Origin of the sequence: Actinomycetospora corticicola (genome assembly GCF_013409505.1) — a bacterium.
Classification (GTDB): domain Bacteria; phylum Actinomycetota; class Actinomycetes; order Mycobacteriales; family Pseudonocardiaceae; genus Actinomycetospora; species Actinomycetospora corticicola.
In genome coordinates, this window is the sequence record NZ_JACCBN010000001.1 from 4,037,220 (window position 1) to 4,059,156 (window position 21,937).

Annotated in this window: 22 protein-coding genes; 7 read left to right on the plus strand and 15 right to left on the minus strand. The window is 75.3% G+C overall.

Annotated elements, in window-relative coordinates:
- Positions 1–74: 74 nt before the first annotated feature.
- The 10 genes from BJ983_RS19630 to menD form a co-directional block, all read right to left on the minus strand.
- Positions 75–1,463: a geranylgeranyl reductase family protein gene (locus tag BJ983_RS19630; RefSeq protein ID WP_179795360.1), complete on the minus strand. Its 1,389-nt coding sequence runs from the start codon at positions 1,461–1,463 to the stop codon at positions 75–77.
- Between the two features lie 150 nt (positions 1,464–1,613).
- Positions 1,614–2,309: a demethylmenaquinone methyltransferase gene (locus BJ983_RS19635; RefSeq protein WP_179795361.1), complete on the minus strand. Its 696-nt coding sequence runs from the start codon at positions 2,307–2,309 to the stop codon at positions 1,614–1,616.
- 7 nt (positions 2,310–2,316) lie between these two features.
- Complete coding sequence (locus tag BJ983_RS19640; RefSeq protein WP_179795362.1) at positions 2,317–2,895, minus strand: DUF3592 domain-containing protein; 579 nt, start codon at positions 2,893–2,895, stop codon at positions 2,317–2,319.
- A gap of 151 nt (positions 2,896–3,046) precedes the next feature.
- Positions 3,047–3,394: a monovalent cation/H(+) antiporter subunit G gene (mnhG, locus tag BJ983_RS19645; RefSeq protein WP_179795363.1), complete on the minus strand. Its 348-nt coding sequence runs from the start codon at positions 3,392–3,394 to the stop codon at positions 3,047–3,049.
- The gene (locus BJ983_RS19650; protein WP_179795364.1) at positions 3,391–3,735 is read right to left on the minus strand and encodes an MrpF/PhaF family protein; all 345 of its coding nucleotides are present in this window, start codon (positions 3,733–3,735) and stop codon (positions 3,391–3,393) included. The genes mnhG and BJ983_RS19650 overlap by 4 nt, the downstream gene beginning before the upstream one ends.
- Positions 3,732–4,286 carry a Na+/H+ antiporter subunit E gene (locus BJ983_RS19655; protein WP_179795365.1) on the minus strand — a complete coding sequence of 185 codons (555 nt, stop codon included), beginning with the start codon at positions 4,284–4,286 and terminating at the stop codon, positions 3,732–3,734. Before BJ983_RS19655 ends, BJ983_RS19650 begins: the two co-directional genes overlap by 4 nt.
- Positions 4,283–6,079, minus strand: a complete 1,797-nt coding sequence (locus BJ983_RS19660; RefSeq protein WP_343054258.1) for a Na+/H+ antiporter subunit D — start codon at positions 6,077–6,079, stop codon at positions 4,283–4,285. Before BJ983_RS19660 ends, BJ983_RS19655 begins: the two co-directional genes overlap by 4 nt.
- Entirely contained in the window at positions 6,076–6,555 is a 480-nt protein-coding gene (locus tag BJ983_RS19665) for a Na(+)/H(+) antiporter subunit C (RefSeq protein ID WP_218891339.1), read from the minus strand. Before BJ983_RS19665 ends, BJ983_RS19660 begins: the two co-directional genes overlap by 4 nt.
- 2 nt (positions 6,556–6,557) lie before the next feature.
- Positions 6,558–9,473 (minus strand): Na+/H+ antiporter subunit A, encoded by a 2,916-nt coding sequence (locus BJ983_RS19670; protein ID WP_179795367.1) that lies wholly within the window; start codon positions 9,471–9,473, stop codon positions 6,558–6,560.
- 79 nt (positions 9,474–9,552) lie between these two features.
- On the minus strand, positions 9,553–11,268 hold the full coding sequence (gene menD / locus BJ983_RS19675; protein ID WP_179795368.1) for a 2-succinyl-5-enolpyruvyl-6-hydroxy-3-cyclohexene-1-carboxylic-acid synthase: 1,716 nt from the start codon (positions 11,266–11,268) through the stop codon (positions 9,553–9,555).
- A gap of 221 nt (positions 11,269–11,489) precedes the next feature.
- On the opposite strand from menD, the gene BJ983_RS19680 reads away from it, so the two are divergent.
- Together BJ983_RS19680 and BJ983_RS19685 are read left to right on the plus strand one after the other, a co-directional pair.
- Positions 11,490–12,794, plus strand: coding sequence for a hypothetical protein (locus BJ983_RS19680; RefSeq protein ID WP_179795369.1), 1,305 nt, complete (start codon positions 11,490–11,492; stop codon positions 12,792–12,794).
- A 36-nt stretch (positions 12,795–12,830) separates the two neighbouring features.
- Positions 12,831–13,706 (plus strand): 1,4-dihydroxy-2-naphthoate polyprenyltransferase, encoded by an 876-nt coding sequence (locus tag BJ983_RS19685; protein ID WP_179795370.1) that lies wholly within the window; start codon positions 12,831–12,833, stop codon positions 13,704–13,706.
- An 83-nt stretch (positions 13,707–13,789) separates the two neighbouring features.
- On the opposite strand, the gene BJ983_RS19690 is transcribed toward BJ983_RS19685, so the two are convergent.
- A complete protein-coding gene (locus BJ983_RS19690; protein ID WP_343054259.1) occupies positions 13,790–14,116 on the minus strand; it encodes a DUF4229 domain-containing protein in 327 nt (108 codons plus the stop codon).
- A gap of 216 nt (positions 14,117–14,332) precedes the next feature.
- Between BJ983_RS19690 and BJ983_RS19695 the strand changes: the two genes are divergently transcribed.
- The 5 genes from BJ983_RS19695 to BJ983_RS19715 all read left to right on the plus strand — a co-directional run bounded on the left by BJ983_RS19695 (position 14,333) and on the right by BJ983_RS19715 (position 17,205).
- Positions 14,333–14,536, plus strand: coding sequence for a BldC family transcriptional regulator (locus tag BJ983_RS19695; RefSeq protein ID WP_179795371.1), 204 nt, complete (start codon positions 14,333–14,335; stop codon positions 14,534–14,536).
- Between the two features lie 204 nt (positions 14,537–14,740).
- Positions 14,741–14,995 carry a hypothetical protein gene (locus BJ983_RS19700; RefSeq protein WP_343054260.1) on the plus strand — a complete coding sequence of 85 codons (255 nt, stop codon included), beginning with the start codon at positions 14,741–14,743 and terminating at the stop codon, positions 14,993–14,995.
- A gap of 118 nt (positions 14,996–15,113) precedes the next feature.
- Positions 15,114–16,037: a TIGR04222 domain-containing membrane protein gene (locus BJ983_RS19705; RefSeq protein ID WP_179795372.1), complete on the plus strand. Its 924-nt coding sequence runs from the start codon at positions 15,114–15,116 to the stop codon at positions 16,035–16,037.
- Positions 16,034–16,876 (plus strand): MbnB/TglH/ChrH family RiPP precursor modification enzyme, encoded by an 843-nt coding sequence (locus BJ983_RS19710; protein WP_179795373.1) that lies wholly within the window; start codon positions 16,034–16,036, stop codon positions 16,874–16,876. Before BJ983_RS19705 ends, BJ983_RS19710 begins: the two co-directional genes overlap by 4 nt.
- Positions 16,873–17,205 (plus strand): SCO6045 C-terminal-like domain-containing protein, encoded by a 333-nt coding sequence (locus BJ983_RS19715; protein WP_179795374.1) that lies wholly within the window; start codon positions 16,873–16,875, stop codon positions 17,203–17,205. Before BJ983_RS19710 ends, BJ983_RS19715 begins: the two co-directional genes overlap by 4 nt.
- Before the next feature lie 12 nt (positions 17,206–17,217).
- On the opposite strand, the gene BJ983_RS19720 is transcribed toward BJ983_RS19715, so the two are convergent.
- The 4 genes from BJ983_RS19720 to BJ983_RS19735 all read right to left on the minus strand — a co-directional run bounded on the left by BJ983_RS19720 (position 17,218) and on the right by BJ983_RS19735 (position 21,893).
- Positions 17,218–18,384, minus strand: a complete 1,167-nt coding sequence (locus tag BJ983_RS19720) for a MinD/ParA family ATP-binding protein (RefSeq protein WP_179795375.1) — start codon at positions 18,382–18,384, stop codon at positions 17,218–17,220.
- Between the two features lie 91 nt (positions 18,385–18,475).
- Positions 18,476–19,447, minus strand: a complete 972-nt coding sequence (gene ccsB, locus BJ983_RS19725) for a c-type cytochrome biogenesis protein CcsB (RefSeq protein ID WP_179795376.1) — start codon at positions 19,445–19,447, stop codon at positions 18,476–18,478.
- A complete protein-coding gene (gene resB, locus BJ983_RS19730; protein WP_179795377.1) occupies positions 19,447–21,060 on the minus strand; it encodes a cytochrome c biogenesis protein ResB in 1,614 nt (537 codons plus the stop codon). Before resB ends, ccsB begins: the two co-directional genes overlap by 1 nt.
- A complete protein-coding gene (locus BJ983_RS19735; protein ID WP_179795378.1) occupies positions 21,057–21,893 on the minus strand; it encodes a cytochrome c biogenesis CcdA family protein in 837 nt (278 codons plus the stop codon). The genes resB and BJ983_RS19735 overlap by 4 nt, the downstream gene beginning before the upstream one ends.
- Between the last annotated feature and the right edge of the window lie 44 nt (positions 21,894–21,937).

Here is a 21,937-nt window from a genome sequence, read left to right on the forward strand (position 1 = left end):
CCCCCGGCGGACAGAGTCCGACCCTACGGAGGGACGGCGGACCACAGAGGGGTGAGGGTGTCCTTAGTCCGGTCTCATGCGGCGGTCCCCTTCCCGACGGCGGGTCGGGTCGGTCCGGGCCGTCGGGACGGCCTCGACGGCGCTGACGGCACGGCCTCGGGCAGCGCCGGGGTGAGCCGGAGCAGCACCTCGAGCAGCCGGTCGGACGCGTCGCCGTCGCGCCGGTCGTGCAGGTTCGCGAGCAGCTTGAGCAGGAACGCCATCACCCGGCGTCGGGGGAGCCCGTGGCGGGCCGTGGCCTGCACCAGCCAGGGGTGGCGCAGCGCGTGGGCGAAGCGGTTGCCCAGCCGGTAGTAGCTGGCGAGCTCGGCGCGGACGGCCTCCGGGTAGCCCGCCAGGGCCCGCTCGCGGGACGGCCCCTCGGGCCGGGCGAGGGCCTGGACGACGGCCTCCGCGGCGAGCGCCGCCGACTGCATGGCGTAGGCGATGCCCTCGCCGTTGAACGAGTTGACCATGCCCCCGGCGTCGCCGACGAGCAGCAGGCCGTCGCGGTAGACCGGGGTGCGGTTGAAGCCCATCGGCAGCGCCGCGCCGCCGATCTCGTTGACCGCGTTCTCCTCGCGCAGGCCCCACTCCTCCGGCAGCGAGTCGCACCAGGTGCGCAGGGTGGCCCGGTAGTTCGCGCCGGCCACGGCGTTCGTCCGGTCGAGGATGCCGAGCCCGACGTTCGCCGTCCCGTCGCCCATCCCGAACACCCAGCCGTAGCCGGGCAGCAGACCGCCCCGGCCGTCGGTGAGCTCGAGGTGGGTCTCGAGGTAGTCGTCGGTGCTCTTCGGGCTCGTGTAGTACCGCCGGACGGCCACGCCCAGCGGGCGGTCGTCGCGCCGGTCGATGCCGCGGGAGAGCGCCGTGCGCGCCCCGACGCCGTCGCACGCGATCACCAACGGCGCGCGGTAGGTGACCGGCTCCCGCTCCGGGCCGCGGCGGGCCTCCACCCCGACGACGCGGCCCGTGCGCTCGTCGGTCAGGGCGCCGGCGACCGAGGTCCGTTCCTGCACGCGCGCGCCCGCGGCGCGGGCGTGGTCGGCGAGCAGCTGGTCGAAGTCGCGGCGGGGGCGGACCATGCCGTAGGGCGGGAAGCTCGTGAGGTCGGGCCAGTCCAGGTCGACCGACATCCCGGCGCCGTAGACCCGCAGCCCCCTGTTGTGCAGCCAGCCCGCCTCCGGGCGGGTGTCGACCCCGAGGTCGATCAGCTGCTTGACCGCCCGCGGCGTCAGGCCGTCGCCGCACACCTTCTCGCGCGGGAACTCGGCCTTCTCCAGGACGAGCACGTCGAGTCCGGCCCGGGCGAGGTGCGTCGCGGCGGTGGATCCGGCCGGGCCGGCGCCGACCACGATGACGTCGGCCGCGCAGTCGTCACCCCCGACGCGACGCCGGGTGCGCTCGTGGTGGTGAGCGGACACCGTGGGACACCCCTTGTGAAATCGTTCACTAGCTCCGGGCGGGGACGAGTCTAGGCATGTTGCCTGCGACACGCCCGCTGGGAGGGGGTTTCGATTCCATCCGGACGGGAACCGGGCGCGATCGCCCGGGCCGGCGGCGTCCCGGCAGGGTCAGCGGACGGCGGTGTGGAGCGCGACGATCCCGCCGGTGAGGTCACGCCAGCTGACCGCGTGCCATCCGGCGGCGGTGATGCGGCGGGCGAGCGCGGGCTGGTCGGGCCAGGCGCGGATCGACTCGGCGAGGTAGACGTACGCGTCGGGGTTCGAGCTCACCGCGCGGGCCACCCGGGGCAGGGCCCGCATCAGGTAGTCGGTGTAGACGCGGCGGAACGGCGCCCACGTCGGGGTGGAGAACTCGCAGATCGCCAGCGTGCCGCCCGGCTTCGTCACCCGGGCGAACTCGGCCAGGGCTGCGTCCGGCTCGACGACGTTGCGCAGGCCGAACGACATCACCACGGCGTCGACCGACGCGTCCGGCAGCGGCAGCGCCATCGCGTCGGCGGCGAGGTAGGGCACCACGCCCGCATGCTTGCCCCGGCCCGCCTGCAGCATCCCGAGCGAGAAGTCGGCGGCGAGGCACGTGGCGCCCGTGCGGGCCAGCTCCACCGTGGAGACGCCCGTCCCGGCGGCGATGTCGAGCACGACGTCGCCCGGGCCGATCGTGAGCGCCTCGCGCGTCGCCTTCCGCCAGGCGCGGTCGCGCCCGAAGGAGAGCACGGTGTTGGTGACGTCGTAGCGCGCCGCCACGCCGTCGAACATGCGGGCGACGGCGGACGGGTCCCGGTCGAGTCCGGCGCGAGTGGACATCAGGAGATCATCGTACGGCGCCGACCGGCTCGCGATCGGGCGTCACGTCGTCGTCGGGCCGCACGACCCCGGCGTCCTCGGAGCGTCCGTTCCGGCGCCGCCGGGCGAGGGCCCACGTGGTGGGGCCGAGCACGACCCACAGCCCGACGACGCCCAGTGCGACCGGGCCGAGACCCGCCGTCCAGTTCCGGTCCGCGACGCGGACGAGCTCGGGCTTCGAGCGGTCGTACTGCACGACGACGTAGTTCCCGGGCTCGAGACCGCGCGGGTAGAGCACGCCGGTGTCGGGGGTGAGCACCGCACCGTCGGAGGCGGTGAAGCGGATGAAGGTGTGCCCGAGGTCCCCGCCGTCGAGCACCTCGGCGACCGCGGTGCCCTCGTCGGCCGAGATGGCGGCGTCGTTCCGCGCGGCCCCGACCAGCACCAGCACGGCCAGCACGCTCAGGACGACCCCGATGCCGACCACGATCTCGGGGGCCCGCCGCCCGACCGGGGCGAGCACGGTGCCGGCGATCCGCCAGGCGGACCGCACGGAGGCGAGCAGCGCGCGGACCCGTTCGCCCACCGCCACGCGTCCGTCGCTCACCCCGTCCACGGTAGAGACGACCGTGCGGGACGTGCGCGCCGGAGCCGGTCCGGTGCGCCGTCCGGGGGACCGGACGGGGCGAGCGGCGACCGCGCGTGGGGTCGCCGTGAACGCCGGCGGAACTCCGGCCGACGACCGGGCGGGCGGGCCCTCAGCGGTCGGTCGCGTCGGGGTCCAGGTCGTCCCGGTGCAGCAGGTCGTGTCGCACGCCGCCCGTCCGGTACGCCAGGCGTCCCACCAGGTGGGCGGTCACCGGGGCCGTGATGAGCGCGAACGCACCGATGAGCACGAGCATCCAGACGTCGGCCGCCTCCCGCAGGTGCAGGGCGGTGCCGATCGCCACCAGGAGCAGGCCGGTGGTCTGGGGCTTGGTCGCGGCGTGCATGCGGGACAGCACGTCGGGCAGGCGGACCAGCCCGATCGCCGCCGCCAGCACGAGCAGCGTGCCCAGGACGATGAGGACGCCGCCGATCACGTCGAGCACTCCGCCGTCGCTCATCGCCGCTCCTCCGTCCCGCTCGGGGTGTCGTCCCGGGTCTCCGTACGGGGCGGCGAGGTGCGGGGCGGCGAGGTGCGGGACGTCGAGGTGCGGCCGCGGCCCAGGAAGCGGGCGACCGTCGAGGAGCCGAGGAAACCGACGAGGCTCACCGCCACCACCGCCGGGAGCACGGTCGAGTCCCCGGTCGTCGCGGCGTGGATCATCAGGCCGCTCATGATGATCGCGACGATGGCGTCCAGGGAGACCATGCGGTCGAGCGCGGACGGGCCCAGGACGAACCGGACCGCGGCCACGAGCAGGGCCACCCCCACGAGGCCGAGCCCGATGGTCAGCAGCGTCATGCCACGCCCTCCTCGTCGGGCTCCCGGGCGCGGTCGCCGCGGACGGCCGTGATGCCGGTGGCGAGCAGGTTCTTCTCCAGGACGTGGACCCGGGCGCGGAACGCCTCGACCTCGGAGTCGCTGTCGGCACCGAGGACGTGGGCCCACAGGACCCCGCGCTCGGCGTCGGCGTCCACGACGACACTGCCCGGCACCAGCGACAGCGCCTCCACGAGGGCCGCCATCAACGCCTCGGACCGCTCCTCGAAGACCACCTCGATGACCGAGCTGCGGATCGGCGGCCCCGGGCGGACCGACTGCCACGCCACCTGCAGGCTCGACACCACGAGGTCCGCGGCGACCCGCAGGACGACCCGGGCGAGACCGAGCGGTCGCAGCCGGCCGTCGGAGGCGACCCCGGGCAGCGGGAACACCAGCACCACGAACAGGGCCACCGCGAGGCCGCCGAGCAGGTTGGCCCAGGAGAACGTGCCCCACAGCAGGATCCAGACCAGCGTGAGCCACACCAGGCGGAACAGCCGCGGCCCCGGCCGGCCGAACCGCGCCCTCACCGGGCGACCCGGTCGTCGGTGGCCTGGGCGAACACCGCGGAGACGTACGGCGTGCGGGCGGTGAGATCGGCGGCGGCGCGGTCGGTCAGGGCGTACAGCGGACCCGCGAAGACCGTCAGCGATACGCCGACCGCGACCAGCCCCGCCGTCGCGGCGGTCATCACCCGCGGCAGGCGCACCGACTCCTGCCGGTCCTCGCGGTCGGAGACGCCCGCACCGAGGAAGGCCCCGGAGTAGGAGGTCGACGGCCGGGACGAGCCCGCGTACGCCTCGCCCGCGCGGCCCGCCCCGATCAGCACCGGGAACCGCTCGTCCATCCCGTCGCGCAGGGTCTCGGGGTCGACCGGTTCGTCCTCGGGGTCCAGGTGGTCCTCGGGGTCGTCGCCGTCGTCGGCGGGCTCGAACGCGTCGTCGTCGTCCCCGTCGGCGTCGTCGGGGTGCTCGGCCGGCAGCTGCTCGACCGGGCGCCAGAACGCCAGCACCCACACCTTCGCCATCGCGTACAGCGTGAGGAGGCTGGTGAGCACCGAGCCCACCACGAGCAGCCACGCGAGGACCGAGCCGTCCTGCACACCCGCCTCGATCAGGCCGAGCTTGCCGACGAAGCCGGACAGCGGCGGGATGCCGCCGAGGTTGATCGCCGGCACGAAGTACAGGACGGCGAGCAACGGACTGGCGGCGGCGAGCCCGGCCAGCCGGGTGGTAGAGGTCGAGCCGCCGAGCCGCTCGATCAGTCCCGCGACGCAGAACAGGGTCGCCTGCACCGTGATGTGGTGGACGACGTAGAAGATCGCCGCGCCGACGCCCGCGGGGGTCGTCAACGCCACCCCGAAGATCATGTAGCCGATGTGGCTGACCAGGGTGAACGACAGGACCCGTTTGATGTCGTCCTGCGCGATGGCCCCGAGCGCCCCGATGACCATCGTCGCGAGCGCCGCCACCAGCAGGATGTCGTCGGCGATCGAGTCGCCGGGGAAGAGCAGCGTCTCGGTGCGGATGATCGAGTAGACGCCGACCTTGGTGAGCAGGCCCGCGAACACCGCGGTGACCGGCGCCGCCGCCGTCGGATAGGAGTCGGGCAGCCACGCCGACAGCGGGAACACGGCGGCCTTGATGCCGAACGCGGTGAGCAGCACCAGGTGGATGGTGAGCTGCGTGCCCGCCGGGACGCCCTCCATCCGCACCGAGATCTGCGCGAGGTTCAGCGTGCCCACCGCCGCGTAGACCAGGGCGATCCCGGCCAGGAAGACCAGCGAGGAGACCACGTTGACCACGACGTAGGTCAGGCCCGCCCGGATGCGCGAGCGCGTGCCGCCGAGGGTCAGCAGCACGTAGCTGGCCATGAGGAGGACCTCGAAGCCGACGTACAGGTTGAACAGGTCGCCGGAGAGGAACGCGTTGGCGACGCCGGCCGCGAGGACCAGGTAGGTCGGATGGAAGATCGACACCGGGGTGCGGGAGTCGTCGTTCGCAGTGCCCTGGCCGATGGCGTAGAGGAAGACCAGCAGCGTCACCGTCATCGACGTCAGCAGCATGATCGTCGAGAGCTGGTCGGCGACCAGGGTGATGCCGAGCGGGGCGGGCCAGGAGCCGACCGTGACCACCCGGGGCCGCTCCGCCGCTCCGGCCACCAGCACGGCGGAGATCGCGACGACCGCGACGAGCACCGAGACCGACACCGCGCGCTGCAGGTTGGGGCGGCCCGCGAGGACGAGGGCGAGCCCGGCGCCGAGCAGCGGCAGCAGCACCGGCAGCGGCATCAGGCTCTCGATGACGGTGGGTGCCGGGTTCACGTCCCGCCCCCCGTCGCCGCGGCGGGCGCCGCCTGCTCGGCCCGCGCGGCGCGCTCGTCGTCGGTGTCCGAGGTCGACTCGCACCCGGTCGTGTCGAACTCGTCCTCGTCGATCTGCTCGTCGCGCTCGAGGCGACGGCGGACCGAGCGGTCCTCGGCGTCCACGGCGAGGTCGTCCTCGCGGTCGAGCGTCCAGGTCCGGTGGATGATCGAGAGCAGGAAGGCGGCCACCCCCAGGGTGATGACGATGGCGGTGAGCACGAGGGCCTGCACCAGGGCGTCGCTCATCCCGGCCTCGGGGCTGCGCCCCACGAACGCCGGGGTGCCGAACGGGCCGCCCGACGAGATCACCAGCAGGTTGGTCGCGTTGCCGAGGACCAGCACGCCGAGCAGCACGCGGGTGAGGCTGCGGTCGAGCAGCAGGTAGATCCCCGCGCTGTAGAGCAGCGCGATGAGCACCAGCATCACGAGGGACATGCTCACGAACCGACCTCCGTCCGTTCCGGGGCGACCACCGCGGCGCTGGGGTCGGTGCGACGGTCGAGCTCGGCGCCGAGGCTGCGCAGGATGTCGAGCACGAGCCCGACGACGATCAGGTAGACGCCGATGTCGAACACCAGCGACGTCACGAACTTGACGGTGCCGAGCACCGGGAGGGTGACCTCGAGGACGGCGGTCTGCAGCACCTCGCCGCCGAGGACGAGCCCGCCGACGCCGCTCAGGCCGGCCAGGAGCAGTCCGGCCCCGAGCAGGGTGCCTGCTTCGACCGGGGCCGCCTCCCCCAGCTCGTAGCGGCCGCCCGCCACGTAGCGCACCACCAGGGCCAGTCCCGCGAGCAGGCCGCCCGCGAAGCCGCCGCCGGGCGCGTTGTGCCCGGCGAAGAGGAAGTAGATCGAGAGCACCATGATCGTCGGGAAGACGAGCCGGGTGACCACCTCGAGCAGCAGGCTGCGCTCGGTGGGCTCCGGTCCGGGGCGGGACCGCCGGGCGAGCCGCTCGAGCGTGGGTCCGCGCAGCCAGCCGAAACCGCCGCCCGGGGCGGGGTCGACCGTCGTCCGGCGTCGGCGGCGCCGCGACCCGCCGGGCGGCAGACCGGTGCGGCGGTTGAGGAAGACGAGGCTCGCCACGCCGGTGGCGGCGGCGAGCAGCACCGAGAGCTCGCCGATCGTGTCCCAGGCGCGGATGTCGACCAGGGTCACGTTGACGACGTTCTGGCCCTCGCCGAAGGCGTAGGCCTGCGACGGGAACGCGAGCGACACGGCGGGCTGGGTCCGCGCCCCGAGCGCGGTGGCACCGAGCAGGGCGACCAGGACACCGACGGGCAGCGCGACGGCGAGCCGCGCCAGCCGGCGGCGCCCGCTGTGGTGCTCGGTGATGTCGGCCGGCAATCGCCGCAGCACGAGGACGACCACCACCAGGGTCATCGTCTCGACGAGGGCCTGGGTGAGCGCGACGTCGGGCGCCCCCGCGAGCGCGAAGATGACCGCGACGCCGTAGCCGAGTCCGCCCACGAGCAGGACGGCGGCGATGCGGCGGCGGGCGCGCGCCGCGGCGACGGTCGACACCACCGCCAGGACGGCCATCACCACCTGCCCGGGCGAGTCGGCGACGCGGTCGACGCGGATGTCGCCGAGGGCCCCGGAGAGCACGAGGACGAGCCCCGGGCCGAGGAGCAGCACCCCGAGGATCGTGCAGAGCACCACCGGCAGCGATCCGCGCTGGGTCCGCACCGTGACCCGCAGGGCGACCTTCTCCAGCGCGTGGACCAGGGCGCGCCAGGTGACCTCGGAGCGGATCGCGTCGAGCGGACGGAACGTCGCGAGCCGGTCCGCGATCCGGGGGACCGCGAGCACCATGCCGAGCACGATCGCGAGCACCGAGAGCCCGAACGCGAGCGTGAGGCCGGGCCAGAGCTTGAGCTCCAGGGGCGTGGGATAGCTGGCGGCGAGGCCGTCGGCGTACGCGGTGAGCAGCGGGGTGAAGCCGCCGAGCACGAAGCCCGCGACGAGCGAGGCGAGGCCCAGGACGGCGGGCGCGGCCAGGAACAGCGCGCCGGGCCGGATCCACTCGGTGCGGGCGGCGGTCGTGGTGAACACGCCGGTGAAGGCCCCGAGGACGAAGCGGGAGCTGTAGGCGACGGTGAGCACCGAGCCGAGGACCACCAGCGCGAGCACGACGGACGCCCACGACCCGTAGGCCCGGTGGAGGAACGCCTCGAACGCGCCCTCCTTCGTCACGAAGCCGAACAGCGGTGGCATGCCCGCCATGGACGCCGCGGCGAGCGTGCCGACCACCGCGAGGACCGGCGCGCGGCGGGCGAGGCCGGAGAGCTCGCGGAGGTCCCGGGTGCCGGCGCACCGGTCGATGACGCCGACGGTGAGGAACAGCGCGGACTTGAACAGCGCGTGGGCCAGGACGAGCGCGACGGCGGCGAGCGCGGCGTCGCGGGTGCCGGCCCCGGCGAGCAGGAGGATGAACCCGAGCTGGGACACCGTGCCGTGCGCGAGCAGCAGCTTGAGATCGGTCTGGCGGGCGGCGACGATCCCGCCCAGCAGCATCGTGACGCCCGCCGCGATCGCGATGACGGGCCGCCAGCCGGGGTCGGCCGCGAAGCCCGGGGCGAGGCGCAGCACGAGGTAGACGCCGGCCTTGACCATCGCCGCGGCGTGCAGGAAGGCGCTGACCGGCGTGGGCGCGGCCATCGCCGACGGGAGCCAGAAGTGGAAGGGGACGAGCGCCGACTTCGACAGGGCGCCGACGAGCACGCACACCACGCCCGCCGTCACCGCCGCGCCGCCCAGCGACGGGCCCGCCGCCACGATCGCGGAGAGCCGGTAGGTGCCCGCGGCCTCGGCGAGGATCACCAGCCCGACGAGCATGGTCAGGCCGCCGGCCGCGGTGACCGTCAGCGCCTGCATCGCCGCCGCGCGGCTCGCCCGCTTGTGGGCGTCGTGTCCCACGAGCAGGAACGAGAAGATCGTCGTCAGTTCCCAGCAGACGTAGAGCACGACGACGTCGTCGGCCCAGACCAGTGCCAGCATCGCGGCGGCGAAGGCGAGCAGCACCCCGGCGAAGCGGGGCAGCCCGCCCGACGAGGGCGTGAAGTAGCGGGCGCAGTAGAGGACGACCAGGGCGCCGACCCCGGTGACGAGCAGGGAGAGCAGCGCCGAGAGCGGGTCGAGCCGCACGGCCACGTCGACGCCGAGGGCCGGGATCCAGGTGAAGCCCTCCACGACCGGACGCCCTGCGAGCACCGCCGGCAGCTGCGTGAGGATCCAGGCGAACGCGGCGGCGGGGACGAGGGCCAGCCCGACGAAGGCGGTGCGCCCGAGCGCCCGGACGACGAGGGGGGCGACGAGCGCGGCCACGGCCTGCACCGCCAGCAGGACCAGCACCTATCGACCCCCAGCTCCACCGCGTCGTCACCCGTCGTCGGGAACCAGCCTACCGACCGACGCCCGTCCGACCCGGTCGTCAGCCGAGGGCGACGTCACCCGGAATGTCCGGTTCGCCGATCGCGGCGCGGGCCGCGTCCCGACGGCGGTCGGCGTCGGCCCGCCGCGTCGAGCGCTCGACGGCGACCTCGACGACCCGGACGCCGGGCCGTCCGCCGGGCGCGAGTGCCTCGGCCAGCGCGGCGTCGTCGCCGGCGCACACCGTGCGGTGGGCGACGCCGTGCGCCCGGCACAACGCCTGCAGATCCGTGCCGTGCGGCGTGCCGAACACGCGCTCGAACGCGGCGGCGTGCGCCGGGGCGCCCTGCTCGAGCGTGGCGAACACGCTGCCGCCGTCGTCGTTCGCGACGACGATCGTGAGCTCCGGGCGGGGTTCGTCGGGACCGACGAGCAGGCCCCCGGAGTCGTGCAGGAAGGTCAGGTCCCCGAGCAGCGCGTAGGCGGGACGACCGTCGGCGAGCGCGGCGCCGGTGGCGAAGGACACGGCACCGTCGATCCCCGACACCCCGCGGGCGGAGAGCAGCGTCAGGTCCGCCCGCGGGACGGCGGCGAGCGCGACGTCGCGGACGGGGCTCGACGAGCCGACCACGAACAGCGCGCCGGCCGGCAGGGTGCGCACGACCGCGGCCGCGAGACCGGCCGCGGACCCGGCGTCGGGACCGGTCACCCGAGCCACCCGCGCGTCCGCCGCGCGGACGGTCTCGCCCCAGGCGACGTCGACGCCCCAGTCCGCGGGCGGTGGCAGCGCGCCGACCCGGGACGCCGAGGAGGCGACGTCGGTCCAGCCCGGGCGGGCCCCCGTCTCCCCGGCCGACGGGACCACGACCACCTCGACCCGCGGGTCGGACAGCAGCCGCGACACCGGCCGGTGCAGCGTCGGCCGCCCCACGACGACGGCGCGGGCGGGCAGCAGGTCCGGGCGCGTGCCGTCGAGGGCCGACTCCAGCAGCTGCGTCCCTGCCCGGAGCGAGCGGCCCCACAGCGGCGAGGTCGGTTCCGCGATCACCGGGACGCCGTCGGGCAGGCCGTCCGGGGCCTCGGCGCCGTGCCCGGCCACGACGATCGTCGGGACGGCCGCGGAGAGGTCCAGCGGTGCCACCTGCGGCACCCGGGCGGCGACAGCGGTCCACGGGGCGCCGTCCGCCCGGCCCCGGGCCCAGTCCGGGAGGTCGTCCTCCGGCCCGTCGTCGACCAGGGGTTCCCGCAGGGGCAGGTCGAGCTGGACCGGGCCGGGGTCCGCGGTGGTGGTGCCGCGCGCCCGGTCGAGCACCCGGCACACCGCGGCCCGCCACCCGGCCGCCGCCCGCGGTCGCTCCTCGGCGAGGGGCAGGACGACGGCCGCGCGGACCGCGCCGCCGAACAGCCCGGCCTGGTCGATCGTCTGGTTCGCGCCGGTCCCGACGAGCTCGAGCGGCCGGTCGGCGCTCGCCACCACGAGCGGAATTCCCGCGTGGGAGGCCTCGAGCACCGCGGGGTGGAGGTTCGCGACGGCCGTCCCCGACGTCACGACGACGGGCACGGGGCGGCGGGAGCGTGCGGCGAGGCCGACCGCGAGGAAGCCCGCCGAGCGCTCGTCGATCCGGACGTGCAGGCGCACGCGCCCGGCGGCGTCCGCGGCGTGGAGGGCGAGCAGCAGCGGGGCGTTGCGTGAGCCCGGGCACGCCACGACCTCGCGGACCCCGCCCCGGACCCACTCGTCGACGACGACGCGGGCCTGCATCGTCGACGGGGTCACGACCGGCGAGGGTATCCAGGGCGCGCGCTCCCGGCCGTGCGAGCGCGACGGACGCGGCGCAGGACACCCACATCCGCCCCGTCCGTGCCCGTCCGGGCCCCGGACGACGGGCGCGTCCGGTTCGCAGCGTGGCCCGCGCCCCGGGCGGATGACGCCCGAGGGGGTGGAGCCGGGCGCGTCCTGCCCGGGGCGGCCACCCGCCGCGGGGTGCACTGCGGGACATGCGCTCCCCCCGGTCCGCGGACGACGGTCCGACCCCGCGGCGGCCGGTCCCCCGACGGCGGCGGCTCCTCCTGCCCGCCCTGCTGACGAGCGGGGTCCTGCTGCTCGCCGGGGCGATCGCGGCGATCGGGGCCCCGCCGCCCACCCCCGGGGTGACCTCGCCCGGGGTCGACGCGCAGACCTGGCGTCCGGAACTCGCCGGCGACGCGGTGGGCGTGCAGGTGGCCGACGGCTCCGCCCGGCTCGCGTCCCCGCGGGCGGCGCAGCGGCCCGGCAGCCTGCGCGGCGCCTCCCGGCAGGGCTTCCTCGATCTCGGGACGCACACCTTCGCGCGGCCGGTGGACCGGTTCGTGGTGCCGGTGACGGCGGACGCCCCGGCGGGCACCGCGGTGGACGTCGACGTGCGCGGCCGGGACGAGGCCGGCCGGTGGAGCGAGTGGACCCCGGCGGAGCCGGGGGATCCCGCCGTCCTGCCCGCTCCGACGCGGACGGTGGCGCTGCGGCTCACCCTGGCCGCGCCGCCCGGCGGCTCGACGCCCACGGTCCGCGCCGTCACCGTGCGCGCGGACCGGGTGGCCGCCGGATCGCGGGCGCTGTCCCCGCGCGCCTCCTACCGGGTGTTCGCCACCCGGGAGGGCCTCGTCGGCGGCACCACCGCGAACGGCCACGTCATCGCCGAGGACGACCAGTTCGTCGCGCTGCCCTCGCGCCGGGCGCTCGACGTCGACGGCAAGGGCGACTACACCGTGCGGGTCTGCACCGCGGCGGGTCGCTGCGCGACCGTGCCGGTGTGGGACGTGGGCCCGTGGAACACCGACGACGACTACTGGAACGCCGCCCCGCCCCGGCAGAACTGGGGCGACCTGGCGCAGGGCACCCCGCAGGCGCAGGCCGCCTACACCGACCGGTACCACGGCGGGGCGGACGGCTTCGGGCGACAGGTGAAGAACCCGGCCGGCATCGACCTCGGCGACGGGGTGTTCCACGCGCTCGGGATGCAGGACAACGGGTGGGTGACCGTCGACTACCTCTGGACCGGGCGCTCCGGCGAGGCCCCCGCCGACGTGCACCTCGCGACGGCGGACAGCCCCGCGGCCCCGATCACGGTGCGGTCGGCGCCGACCGCGGGCGCGGTCGACGAGGGCGTGGTGGGCCACGGCGCGGTGGTCGACGTCCAGTGCCGGACGACGGGCGACGCGGTCTCCGGCAGCCGGGGCGCGAGCGCGGAGTGGCTGCGCATCGCGGCCGACCGCTACGTGCCCGCCGCCTTCCTGACGACGGGGACGCCGGCCCCCGCCTGCTGAGATCGACTTCCCTGCCGGCCTGACTACAGTCGCGCCATGGCCACCGTGGCGGAATGGATCGAGGGCGCCCGGCCCCGCACCCTGCCGAACGCGATCGCTCCCGTCGTCGCCGGCAGCGGGGCCGCGGCGAGCGGGGACGGATTCCACCCCCTCGCGGCCGTGCTCGCGCTGCTCGTGGCGATGGGCATGGTGATCGGCGTCAACTTCGCCAACGACTACTCCGACGGCATCCGCGGCACGGACGACGACCGGGTGGGCCCGATGCGCCTCGTCGGCTCGCGGGCCGCCTCCCCCGGGGCCGTGCGGCGGGCCGCGTTCGTCTCGCTCGGGATCGGCGCGCTGGCCGGCGTCGCGCTGCTCGCCGTCAGCGGCGCCTGGTGGCTGCTCGTCGTCGGCCTCGTCTGCCTCGCCGGGGCCTGGTACTACACCGGCGGCTCCTCGCCCTACGGCTACCGCGGGCTGGGCGAGATCGCGGTCTTCCTCTTCTTCGGCCCGGTGGCGGTGCTCGGCACGGAGTACACACAGTCCGGGCGGGCCAGCGGGCTCGGCATCGGGACGGCCGTCGGGGTGGGGCTGCTGTCGTGCGCCGTCCTCGTCGCGAACAACCTCCGCGACGTCCCGTCCGACACCGTCGCGGGTAAAAGGACCTTGGCCGTCCTGCTCGGCGAGCGGGACACGCGTGTGATGTACGCCGCTCTCGTGGTGGTCCCGCTGGGCATGAGCCTCGTCCTGAGCCTCCGCGCACCGTGGGCGCTGCTCGGTCTGGTCTCGCTCGTGCTCCTGGTGCCGGCGCTGCGCCGGGTGCTCGGTGGCGCCCGCGGACCCGCGCTCATCCCGGTGCTCCGCGACACCGGCCTCGCGCTGCTGGTGTGGGCGGTCGGCACGGCGATCGGACTCGCGCTCGTCTCCTGACGGCGGGTCGGGCCCGGCGGCGGCGTGCGATCCCGCAACGCCCGTTGCCCGGCGGCCCCCGCAGGAGCGGGCCGGGGGTGGCCCTACGCGGCCGGGTCGTCGCCCCGCAGCTCGGCGCGGAGACGTTCGCGCTGCTCACGACGGGTGGCGGTGACAGCACCGAGCTCGGCGTTGACCCGCGCGCGCAGCGGCCGGAACAGCACCAGCGAGAGCGGCAGCGCGAGGACGATCGCGATGATGAGGGCCACCAGCACCGGCAGACCCACGAGGACGAGCACCCCGGCGAGCACCGCGACGAGCACCAGCCGGGCACCGACGTACAGCCCGATCGCGAGCGCGGCCGAGCCGCTGCGCCCGGTTCCGGACGCCGGCGTGGCCACGGTCTCCGGGCCCTGTTCCCCTGTCTCCACGGGGTCCAGGGTAGGCGCGCGGGGGCGGTGGACACTGCGACCCGATCGTCCGATTCCTGCCTTTGTGAACCTTTTACCTCCGCACTAGCGTTCGAGTACGTGGGGGGTGCGATGTCACGATCGCTCCAGTTCGTCTGCTCCGCCCCGCGGTCACCTGGCCGCACCGGGCGACAGAACCCTGGGATATCGGGCCCGCGCGGCCCGAGGAGGTGCAGCATGACCATCGCACCCGAGGCGACCGAGCGTCTGATGACCCCCGGCGAGGTCGCCACCATGTTCCGTGTCGACCCGAAGACGGTGACGCGCTGGGCCGCGGCCGGCCGCATCGGCTCCATCCGGACGCCGGGCGGACACCGCCGCTTCCGCGAGTCGGAGGTCCGCACCCTCCTGGACGGCCTCACCAGCGAGGCGCACGGCTGATCGAACTCTCTGCCGGACGAGGGCCCGGGCGCACGGACACCACACCGTGCCCCCGGGCCCTCGTCGTGTCCGGCGTGCCCCGTTCGTCGTCACCGGTGGTCCACCTGGCGGACCTGTTCCGCTCCACGCCCGGACATCACCTGTGGCAGGTAGCGTGAGGACGACGGGGCCTGGAGATGTCGGGCCCGTCGAGGAGGTGCGGACGTGGTGCTGTTCGTCGTCGCGGTGATGGTGCTGGTGGCGGTCGGCGTCCTGCTCTGGAAGGCCGTGTCCGCGCAGGCGCTCGCCACCGGGAACGGTGCCGCCGACGAGGAGACCCCCACGGGCCCCACCCGGTCGCCCGGCGCGTCCCGTGCCCGTCGGACCCGGCCCGTGGCCCCGGACGACGACCCGGAGTTCCTGCGCAGCCTCGACGAGCAGGTCCGACGCGACCGCGAGGACCCGCCCGGCCAGGGCTGACCGTCGGCGCACGTCCGATCGGGCGTCGGGCTCTTGCCACCCGTCGGTAGCTTCCGTCATCGTTCACATAGAGTGACGCCCGTCCGAGGGCGTCACCTGATGGGACGAGGCGACGACGATGGCACCGACGTGGGGAATCTCCGGCCCGGCCTTCCTGGCCCTCTGGCTGCTCCTGGCGGCCGTGACGATCGTCGTGCCACACCTCGTCCGGGCCACGGCCGGGCGACGACCACCGGGTCGTGACCCCGACCGGACGGTGACGCCGGCCCAGCTCGGCGTCCTGGCGGGCGGGGAGGACCGGGCGGTCGCGGCGAGCGTGGCGGGCCTGCTGGAGAGCGGCCGGCTGCGGGTGGACGACTCCCGGCGGTTGTGCACCGTCGTGGGGCCGGTGCGCCCCGAGGACGACCCGCAGCTCTCCGACCTCGACGTCCGGGTCCTCCGGGACGCGACCACCCCGCGCACGGCGAACGCCCTCGTCGCCGCCACCCGGCGGGCCGACGAGGTCGGGGAGCTCACCGACCAGCTCGTCGCCCGGGGACTCCTCCACGACCCGCGCGCGATCCGCCGCCGCGTCCGCCGCGCGTGGATCCCCTTCGGGCTCGTGGTGGTCCTCGGTGTCGCGCGCCTCGCCGCCGGGCTCGGCCGTGGCGCGTCGGTCGGCTTCCTCGTGGCGCTGCTGGTCGTCGCCGGACTCGTCGCGCTCGCCACCCGGCCCCGCTCGACGCGCGTGCTCACCCCGCGCGGGCAGGCCACGCTCGCCGACGCGCGGGCGTCGGCCCGACAGGTCCGCCCGCCGGTCGGGGCAGGCATGTCCGGGGCCGCCCCGTGGGTCGGGGCCGCGGCCCTGCTCGTCGCCGTCGGCGGGTTCGCCGCCTTCCCCGATCCCGAGCTCGCGGGCCTGCTGGTCCCCCCGATCGCCCTCGGGGGCGGCGGCGACGGGGGCGGGTTCGACGGCGGGTCCTCGTGCGGCTCGTCGTCGTGCGGAGGCGGGAGCAGCTGCGGTGGCGGTGGCGGCTGTGGCGGTGGCGGGTGCGGCGGATGAGCGCCCCGCCCGGGGTCGGCCTCGGCTGGCGCCCGGAGATCGACCGCACCGTCGAGTCCCTCGTCGACCGCGGCGCCGCGGACTTCGTGGAGGTGGTGGCCGAGGACCTGCGCCCGGACTCCCTCCCGGCCTCCCTCGGCCGGCTCCGGGCCCGCGGGGTCACCGTGCTGCCGCATGCGGTCTCGCTCTCCCTCGGCGGGGCGGAGGAGCTGCGCACCGACCGGGTGGACCACCTCGCCGCGGTCGCCACCGCGCTCGACGCCCCGCTGGTCAGCGACCACGTGTGCTTCGTCCGCGGCGGTGGCCTCGAGTCCGGCCACCTGCTCCCGGTCCCCCGCACCCGGGACGCCCTCGACGTCCTCGTCGAGAACGTCCGGGTCGCGCAGGACCGGCTGCCGGTCGGGCTGGCCGTGGAGAACATCGCGGCGCTGCTCGCCTGGCCGGACGCCGAGCTGACCGAGGGCGCGTTCCTCGCCGAGCTGTGCGCCCGGACCGACGTCGGGCTCGTTCTCGACGTCGCGAACCTGCACGCCTGCGCCGTGAACCTCGACCAGGACCCGGCCCGGGTGCTGGACGACCTGCCGCTCGAGCGGGTCGTCTACGTCCACGCCGCGGGCGGCACGACGGGCCCCGACGGGCTGTACCACGACACGCACGCCCACCCGCTGGGTCCGGCGGTGCTGGACCTCCTGGCCGACCTTCTCGCCCGGTGCGCGGCGGTCGGGGTCCGGCCCGGCGTCCTGCTCGAGCGCGACGACCGCTATCCCTCCGACGCCGAACTCGCGGGCGAGCTCGACCTGCTGCGGGCCGTCCGGGACCGCAGCCCGGTCCCGCGGTGACCGACACCCGTCGTCGGGACCTGGCGGCCCGGCAGGCCGAGCTCCTCGCGGCCCTCGTGGCCGACGCCCCCGTCCCGCCGGGGTTCGACGCGGACCGGGTCGCCGCCGAGGCGCGGACGCTGCGGGTGAAGCGGCGCCGGGTACTCGGGCGCGTGGTGACGGAGGTGCTCGACGCCGCGGGGCGCCCGGTGCCGGAGGACCTCGACGCCCGCCTCGACTGGTGGATCACGGGGCGGCCCCGCCGGACCGGCACCGGCTTCCACGACGACGCGCACGCCTTCGTCGCGACCCTGCCGGGGCCGCGACGGCGGTGGTGGTCGCGCGGCTGAGGTCGGCGCGGGTCAGCGGGGGCCGATGCGGACGCGCGACCCGGCCCGCGGGAAGTCGTCGGCCACGAGCGCCGCGAGTTCGAGCATCGCGGTGCGCGTGCGCGGGGCGAGCTTCTCCAGGTGGATCTGGGCGCCCTCGTCGAGGTGCGGGTCGAACGGGAGCCGGGCGACGGCGCGGCACCGGCCGGCGAAGTGGTCGGCCACGCGGTCGAGGTCGACCCCGCCCGACGACCGGCGCACGTAGTTGATCACCGCGACCGAGCGGGCCACGAGGTCGCCGTAGCCGTGGGCGTCGAGCCAGTCGAGCGTCGCGGAGGCGGACAGCGCGCCGTCGATCGACGAGGAGGAGACGACGACCAGCGAGTCCGCCACGTCGAGCACCCCGCGCATCGCGGAGTGCATCAGTCCGGTGCCGCAGTCGGTGAGCACGATGTTGTAGAAGTGCTCGAGCAGGTCGACGGTGCGCCGGTAGTCGAGCTCGCTGAACGCCTCGGAGACCGCCGGGTCCTGGTCGCTGGCCAGGATCTCCAGCCGGGACGGTCCCTGCGAGGTGTAGGCGCGGACGTCGGAGTAGCGGCGGACGAGCGCGGCGTCGCGCAGCAGGTGCCGCACCGTCGCGGTCGTCTCCACCGGCACCTTCTCCGCGAGCGTGCCGCGGTCGGGGTTGGCGTCCACGGCGACCACGCGGTCACCCCGCAACGACGCGAAGGTGGAGCCGAGCGAGGCCGTCGTCGTGGTCTTCCCGACGCCGCCCTTGAGGCTCAGCATCGCGATCTTGTAGCAACCGGCGAGCGGCTGGTTGACCCGGTCCACCAGCTCGCGGCGGGCGACGTCGGCGTCGCTCTCGCCCGGGTTGAGCAGGCCGCCGCTGGCCACGAACACCGCGCGGCGCCAGCCGGTCCGCGGCTCGGGCCGCGTGGGGCGCAGCAGCTGGGCCGAGGACAGGTCGGTCGGCCCCGGGGCCGGCGGTCCGATCGGGGCGAGCGCGGTGGACGGCTCGGGCGGGCGGCGGACGTCACCGCGGGCGGCCCCGGCGGTGTCCACCTGGTGGGTGGTGTCCGCGGGCGGGACGGACGCCGCGGACACCTCCGCGGGAGCCGCGTCCTCCGAGGACGGCGTCACGGACGCGGCCTCGGCGGTCCCGTCGTGCGGCGCCGGGTCCTCCGGTCGGGCCTCCATCGTCGCCGCCCCCTGTCGCGGTCCGCCTCGGGATCTCCGGGCGACCGTAGTCGGCCCGGACGATCCGGACACCCGGAACTCCGGAAGGATCTCAGCCGACGCCGGCGTACGAGTGCAGACCCGTGACCACGAGGTTGACGAAGAACAGGTTGAACACCATCACGGCGAAGCCGACGACGTTGATCGCGGCGGCCCGCTGGCCCCGCCACCCCGCGGTGGACCGGGCGTGCAAATAGCAGGCGTAGACCACCCAGGCGATGAACGCGGTCGTCTCCTTGGGGTCCCAGCCCCAGTAGCGACCCCAGGCCGCCTCGGCCCAGATGGCGCCGGTGATGACGGCGAAGGTCCAGATCGGGAACGCGACCGCGGTGGCGCGGTAGGCCACGCGGTCGAGGACCTGGGCGCCGGGGAGCCTGGCGGTCCACGCCATCCGTCCGCTGCGGTCGTGCGCCGAGCGCAGCAGGTAGAGCACGCTGGCCACACCCGCGAAGAGCAGGATGCCGGACGAGATGACCGCGGCGGTCACGTGGATCGCGAGCCAGTAGGAGCGCAGCGCGGGCACCACGGGCGCGGTCTGCGTGTAGAGCACCGTCCCGCCGAGGAACATCAGCAGGATCACCGGGAGCAGCACGAACACGCCGAGGCGGCGCAGTTCGGGACGGCGGTAGAGCACCACGAGCCAGGCGCCCACGCCGACCAGGCAGACCGCGGCGGTGAACTCGTACATGTTGCCCCACGGCGCCCGGCCGGCGGCCACGCCGCGGACGATCAGCATCGCGAGGTGCAGGCCGAACCCGAGGACGGTGAGCGAGACGCCCATCCGACCGAACCGCTCGGAGAGCGGGCGGGCCGCGCGCGTCGGGGCGTCGTCGCCGGTCGTCGGGACGTCGGGGCCGGAGCCGGCACCGACGGCCACCGGGACCTGGGCGAGGGCGGCCTCGGGCTCGGCCCGGCGCAGCAGTCCGTGCTCCACCGCGTGCAGCAGCATCGCGAGGATGTAGACGGCGAGGGCGGAGTAGAAGAGCACGTCGCCGAAGTCGCCGAGGGGGGCGTCGACGCCCATCAGGAACCTCCGTGTCGGGGTCGCAGCAGGTCGTCGCGGAGCCGTTCGAACTCCTCGCCGTACCCGGCCTGGTCCGTCCGGGCGAGCCCACCGACCTGCACGAGGCTACGACGATCCGTCGTAGACGGCGCGGCGGGGGTGACCCGCACCCAGAACCGACGCCGCTTGATGGTGAGCGAGAGCGTGATGCCGACCAGCAGGGCGATCGCGGCGACGAGCACGGCGTCCTGGGCCGGGTCGTGGGAGACCTGCAGGTTCACCCACTCCTTGACCCCGTCGAGGCGCACCTGGGTGCCGTCGGGCAGCGCGATCGTCTGCCCGGGCACGAGGTTCTCGCGCGCGACCCGCGTGAGCCGACCCTGGTCGACCATCGACTGGTCGATCGCGAAGATCGACTGGCCGCGGCCGGAGTCGAGCCCGAGGTCGCCCTCGTAGACGTCGGCGGCCACCTCGGGGGCGGTCAGGGCGGGGAACGTCGAGGTGACGACGGACCCGCCGCTGGACGTCGGGGCGAACAGGCCGGTGATCGCCACCTGGGTCCTGCGGCGCTCGGCCTCGTCGGTGACCCCGGGCCGGTCGAACTTCGTCGCGCCCTGCGAGAGGAACGTGCGCTGGTCGACCGGCTCCCACTGGGTGGCGAGCGTCCGCTGCGCGCCGCCGGGGAAGGTCACGGTGAACTGCGGGGCGTAGCCGTGGCCGAGCAGGTAGACGCGCTCCCCGTCGAAGCGCAGCGGGTCGTTGACCGCGATCGTCGTCGGCACCGGCGGGCTGCCGTCGGCGAGGGCGTCGGCATCGGAGTACCGGACGTCGGCGGCGAACGAGTCGGCCGCCCCGTCGGGGCGGTACTGCGCGGTGAAGCGGTCGACGTCGAGGCAGAAGGGCGACAGGTTCGTCCCGTCGACGCGCAGGCCGGGCCGGAACGTGTCGTAGGCGAGGATCCCGGAGTTGCAGAACTCCGAGCCGTCGGCCATCACGATCACGTTGCCCTCGTAGCCGAAGAGCTTCCCGACCGCGATACCCAGCAGCAGGGCGAGCAGGCTCATGTGGAACACGACGTTCCCGACCTCGCGCAGCGCGCCCTTCTCCGCCGAGACCGTGCGGACCCCGTCGGGCTCGGACCGGACGTCGACCTTCCAGCCGCGCAGCCGGGTCCGCGCCGCCGCGACCACCTCGTCGGGCGTCCGGTCGTCGTCGCCCGCCGCGTGGTGGGGCAGCCGGGAGAGGTTGCGGGGGACCGCGACCGTGCGGGCCCGCAGGCCCCGGATCTGCTCCCAGGTCCGCGGGACCAGGCAGCCGACGAGCGAGATGAACAGGAGCAGGTAGATCGCCGAGAACCACGGCGTCCCGAAGATGTCGAACATCCCGATGCGGTCCAGCAGCGGCGCCAGCGTCGAATGCTCGGTGAAGAAGTTCTGCACCGCCTGCGGGCTCGGCGTGCGCTGCGGCAGGAAGGCGCCGGGCAGCGCGGCGAGCGCCAGCAGGAACAGCAGGATGAGCGCCGTCCGCATGCTGGTGAGCCCGCGCCAGGTGTTGCGGGCGAGCGCCAGCAGGTCGCGGCCGGGGTGACTGCTTCCCGACGGCGGGTCGGTGCGCTTCTCGAGGGTGTCGGTCATAGCGGTGTGGAGAACCCCGCGATCGGTGCGCGCAGCTGGGTGACGAGCTCGCCCCAGAGGCCGGTGGCGAGGGCCAGGCCGACGAGGACGAGCAGGACGCCCCCGGCGATCTGGATGCCGCGGACGTGGCGGCGCAGCCAGGCCTGGGCCCGCACCGCCCGCCCGGCACCGAGCGCGATGACGATGAACGGCACGCCCAGCCCGAGGCAGTAGGCGAGCACCAGGGCGCCCCCGCGCAGGGCGGCGCTGCCGTCGCCGCCGGTGCCCGAGGCGAGGGCGATGACGCCGGTGAGGGTGGGGCCGAGGCACGGGGTCCAGCCGAGGCCGAACGTCGCGCCCAGCAGCGGGGCGCCGGCCAGACCCATGCGCGGTACCCAGTGCGGGCGGGTGTCGCGCTGCAGGGCCGGGACGAGGCCGACGAAGACCAGTCCCATCGCCACCGTCACCACCCCGCCGAGGCGCTGCAGCACGGCCTCGTTGGTGACCAGCGCGTCGGCCGCCCACACGATCGCGCCGAGGCCCAGGACGAACACCACGGTGAACCCGGCGACGAACAGCGCGGCGGCCCCGGCGAGCCGGACCCGGTGGGTGGAGGCGCGGCGGGTGATCGTCTGCGTCGTGCCTCCGTCAGGGGCCGCGTCGGTCGGCACATCGGTCGGCTCGTCGGTCCGCACCGGGGGCGCGCTCGCGCCGACCAGGCCGGCCAGGTACGCGAGGTAGCCCGGCACCAGCGGCACCACGCACGGGGAGGCGAAGCTGACGAACCCCGCGACCAGCGACAGCGCGAGAGCGAGCAGGACGGGGCCCGACGTCACCGTCTGGGTCAGGTCCATGCGCACTCCATCTCGCGTCCCAGCGTAGGACGCCAACGTCGCTC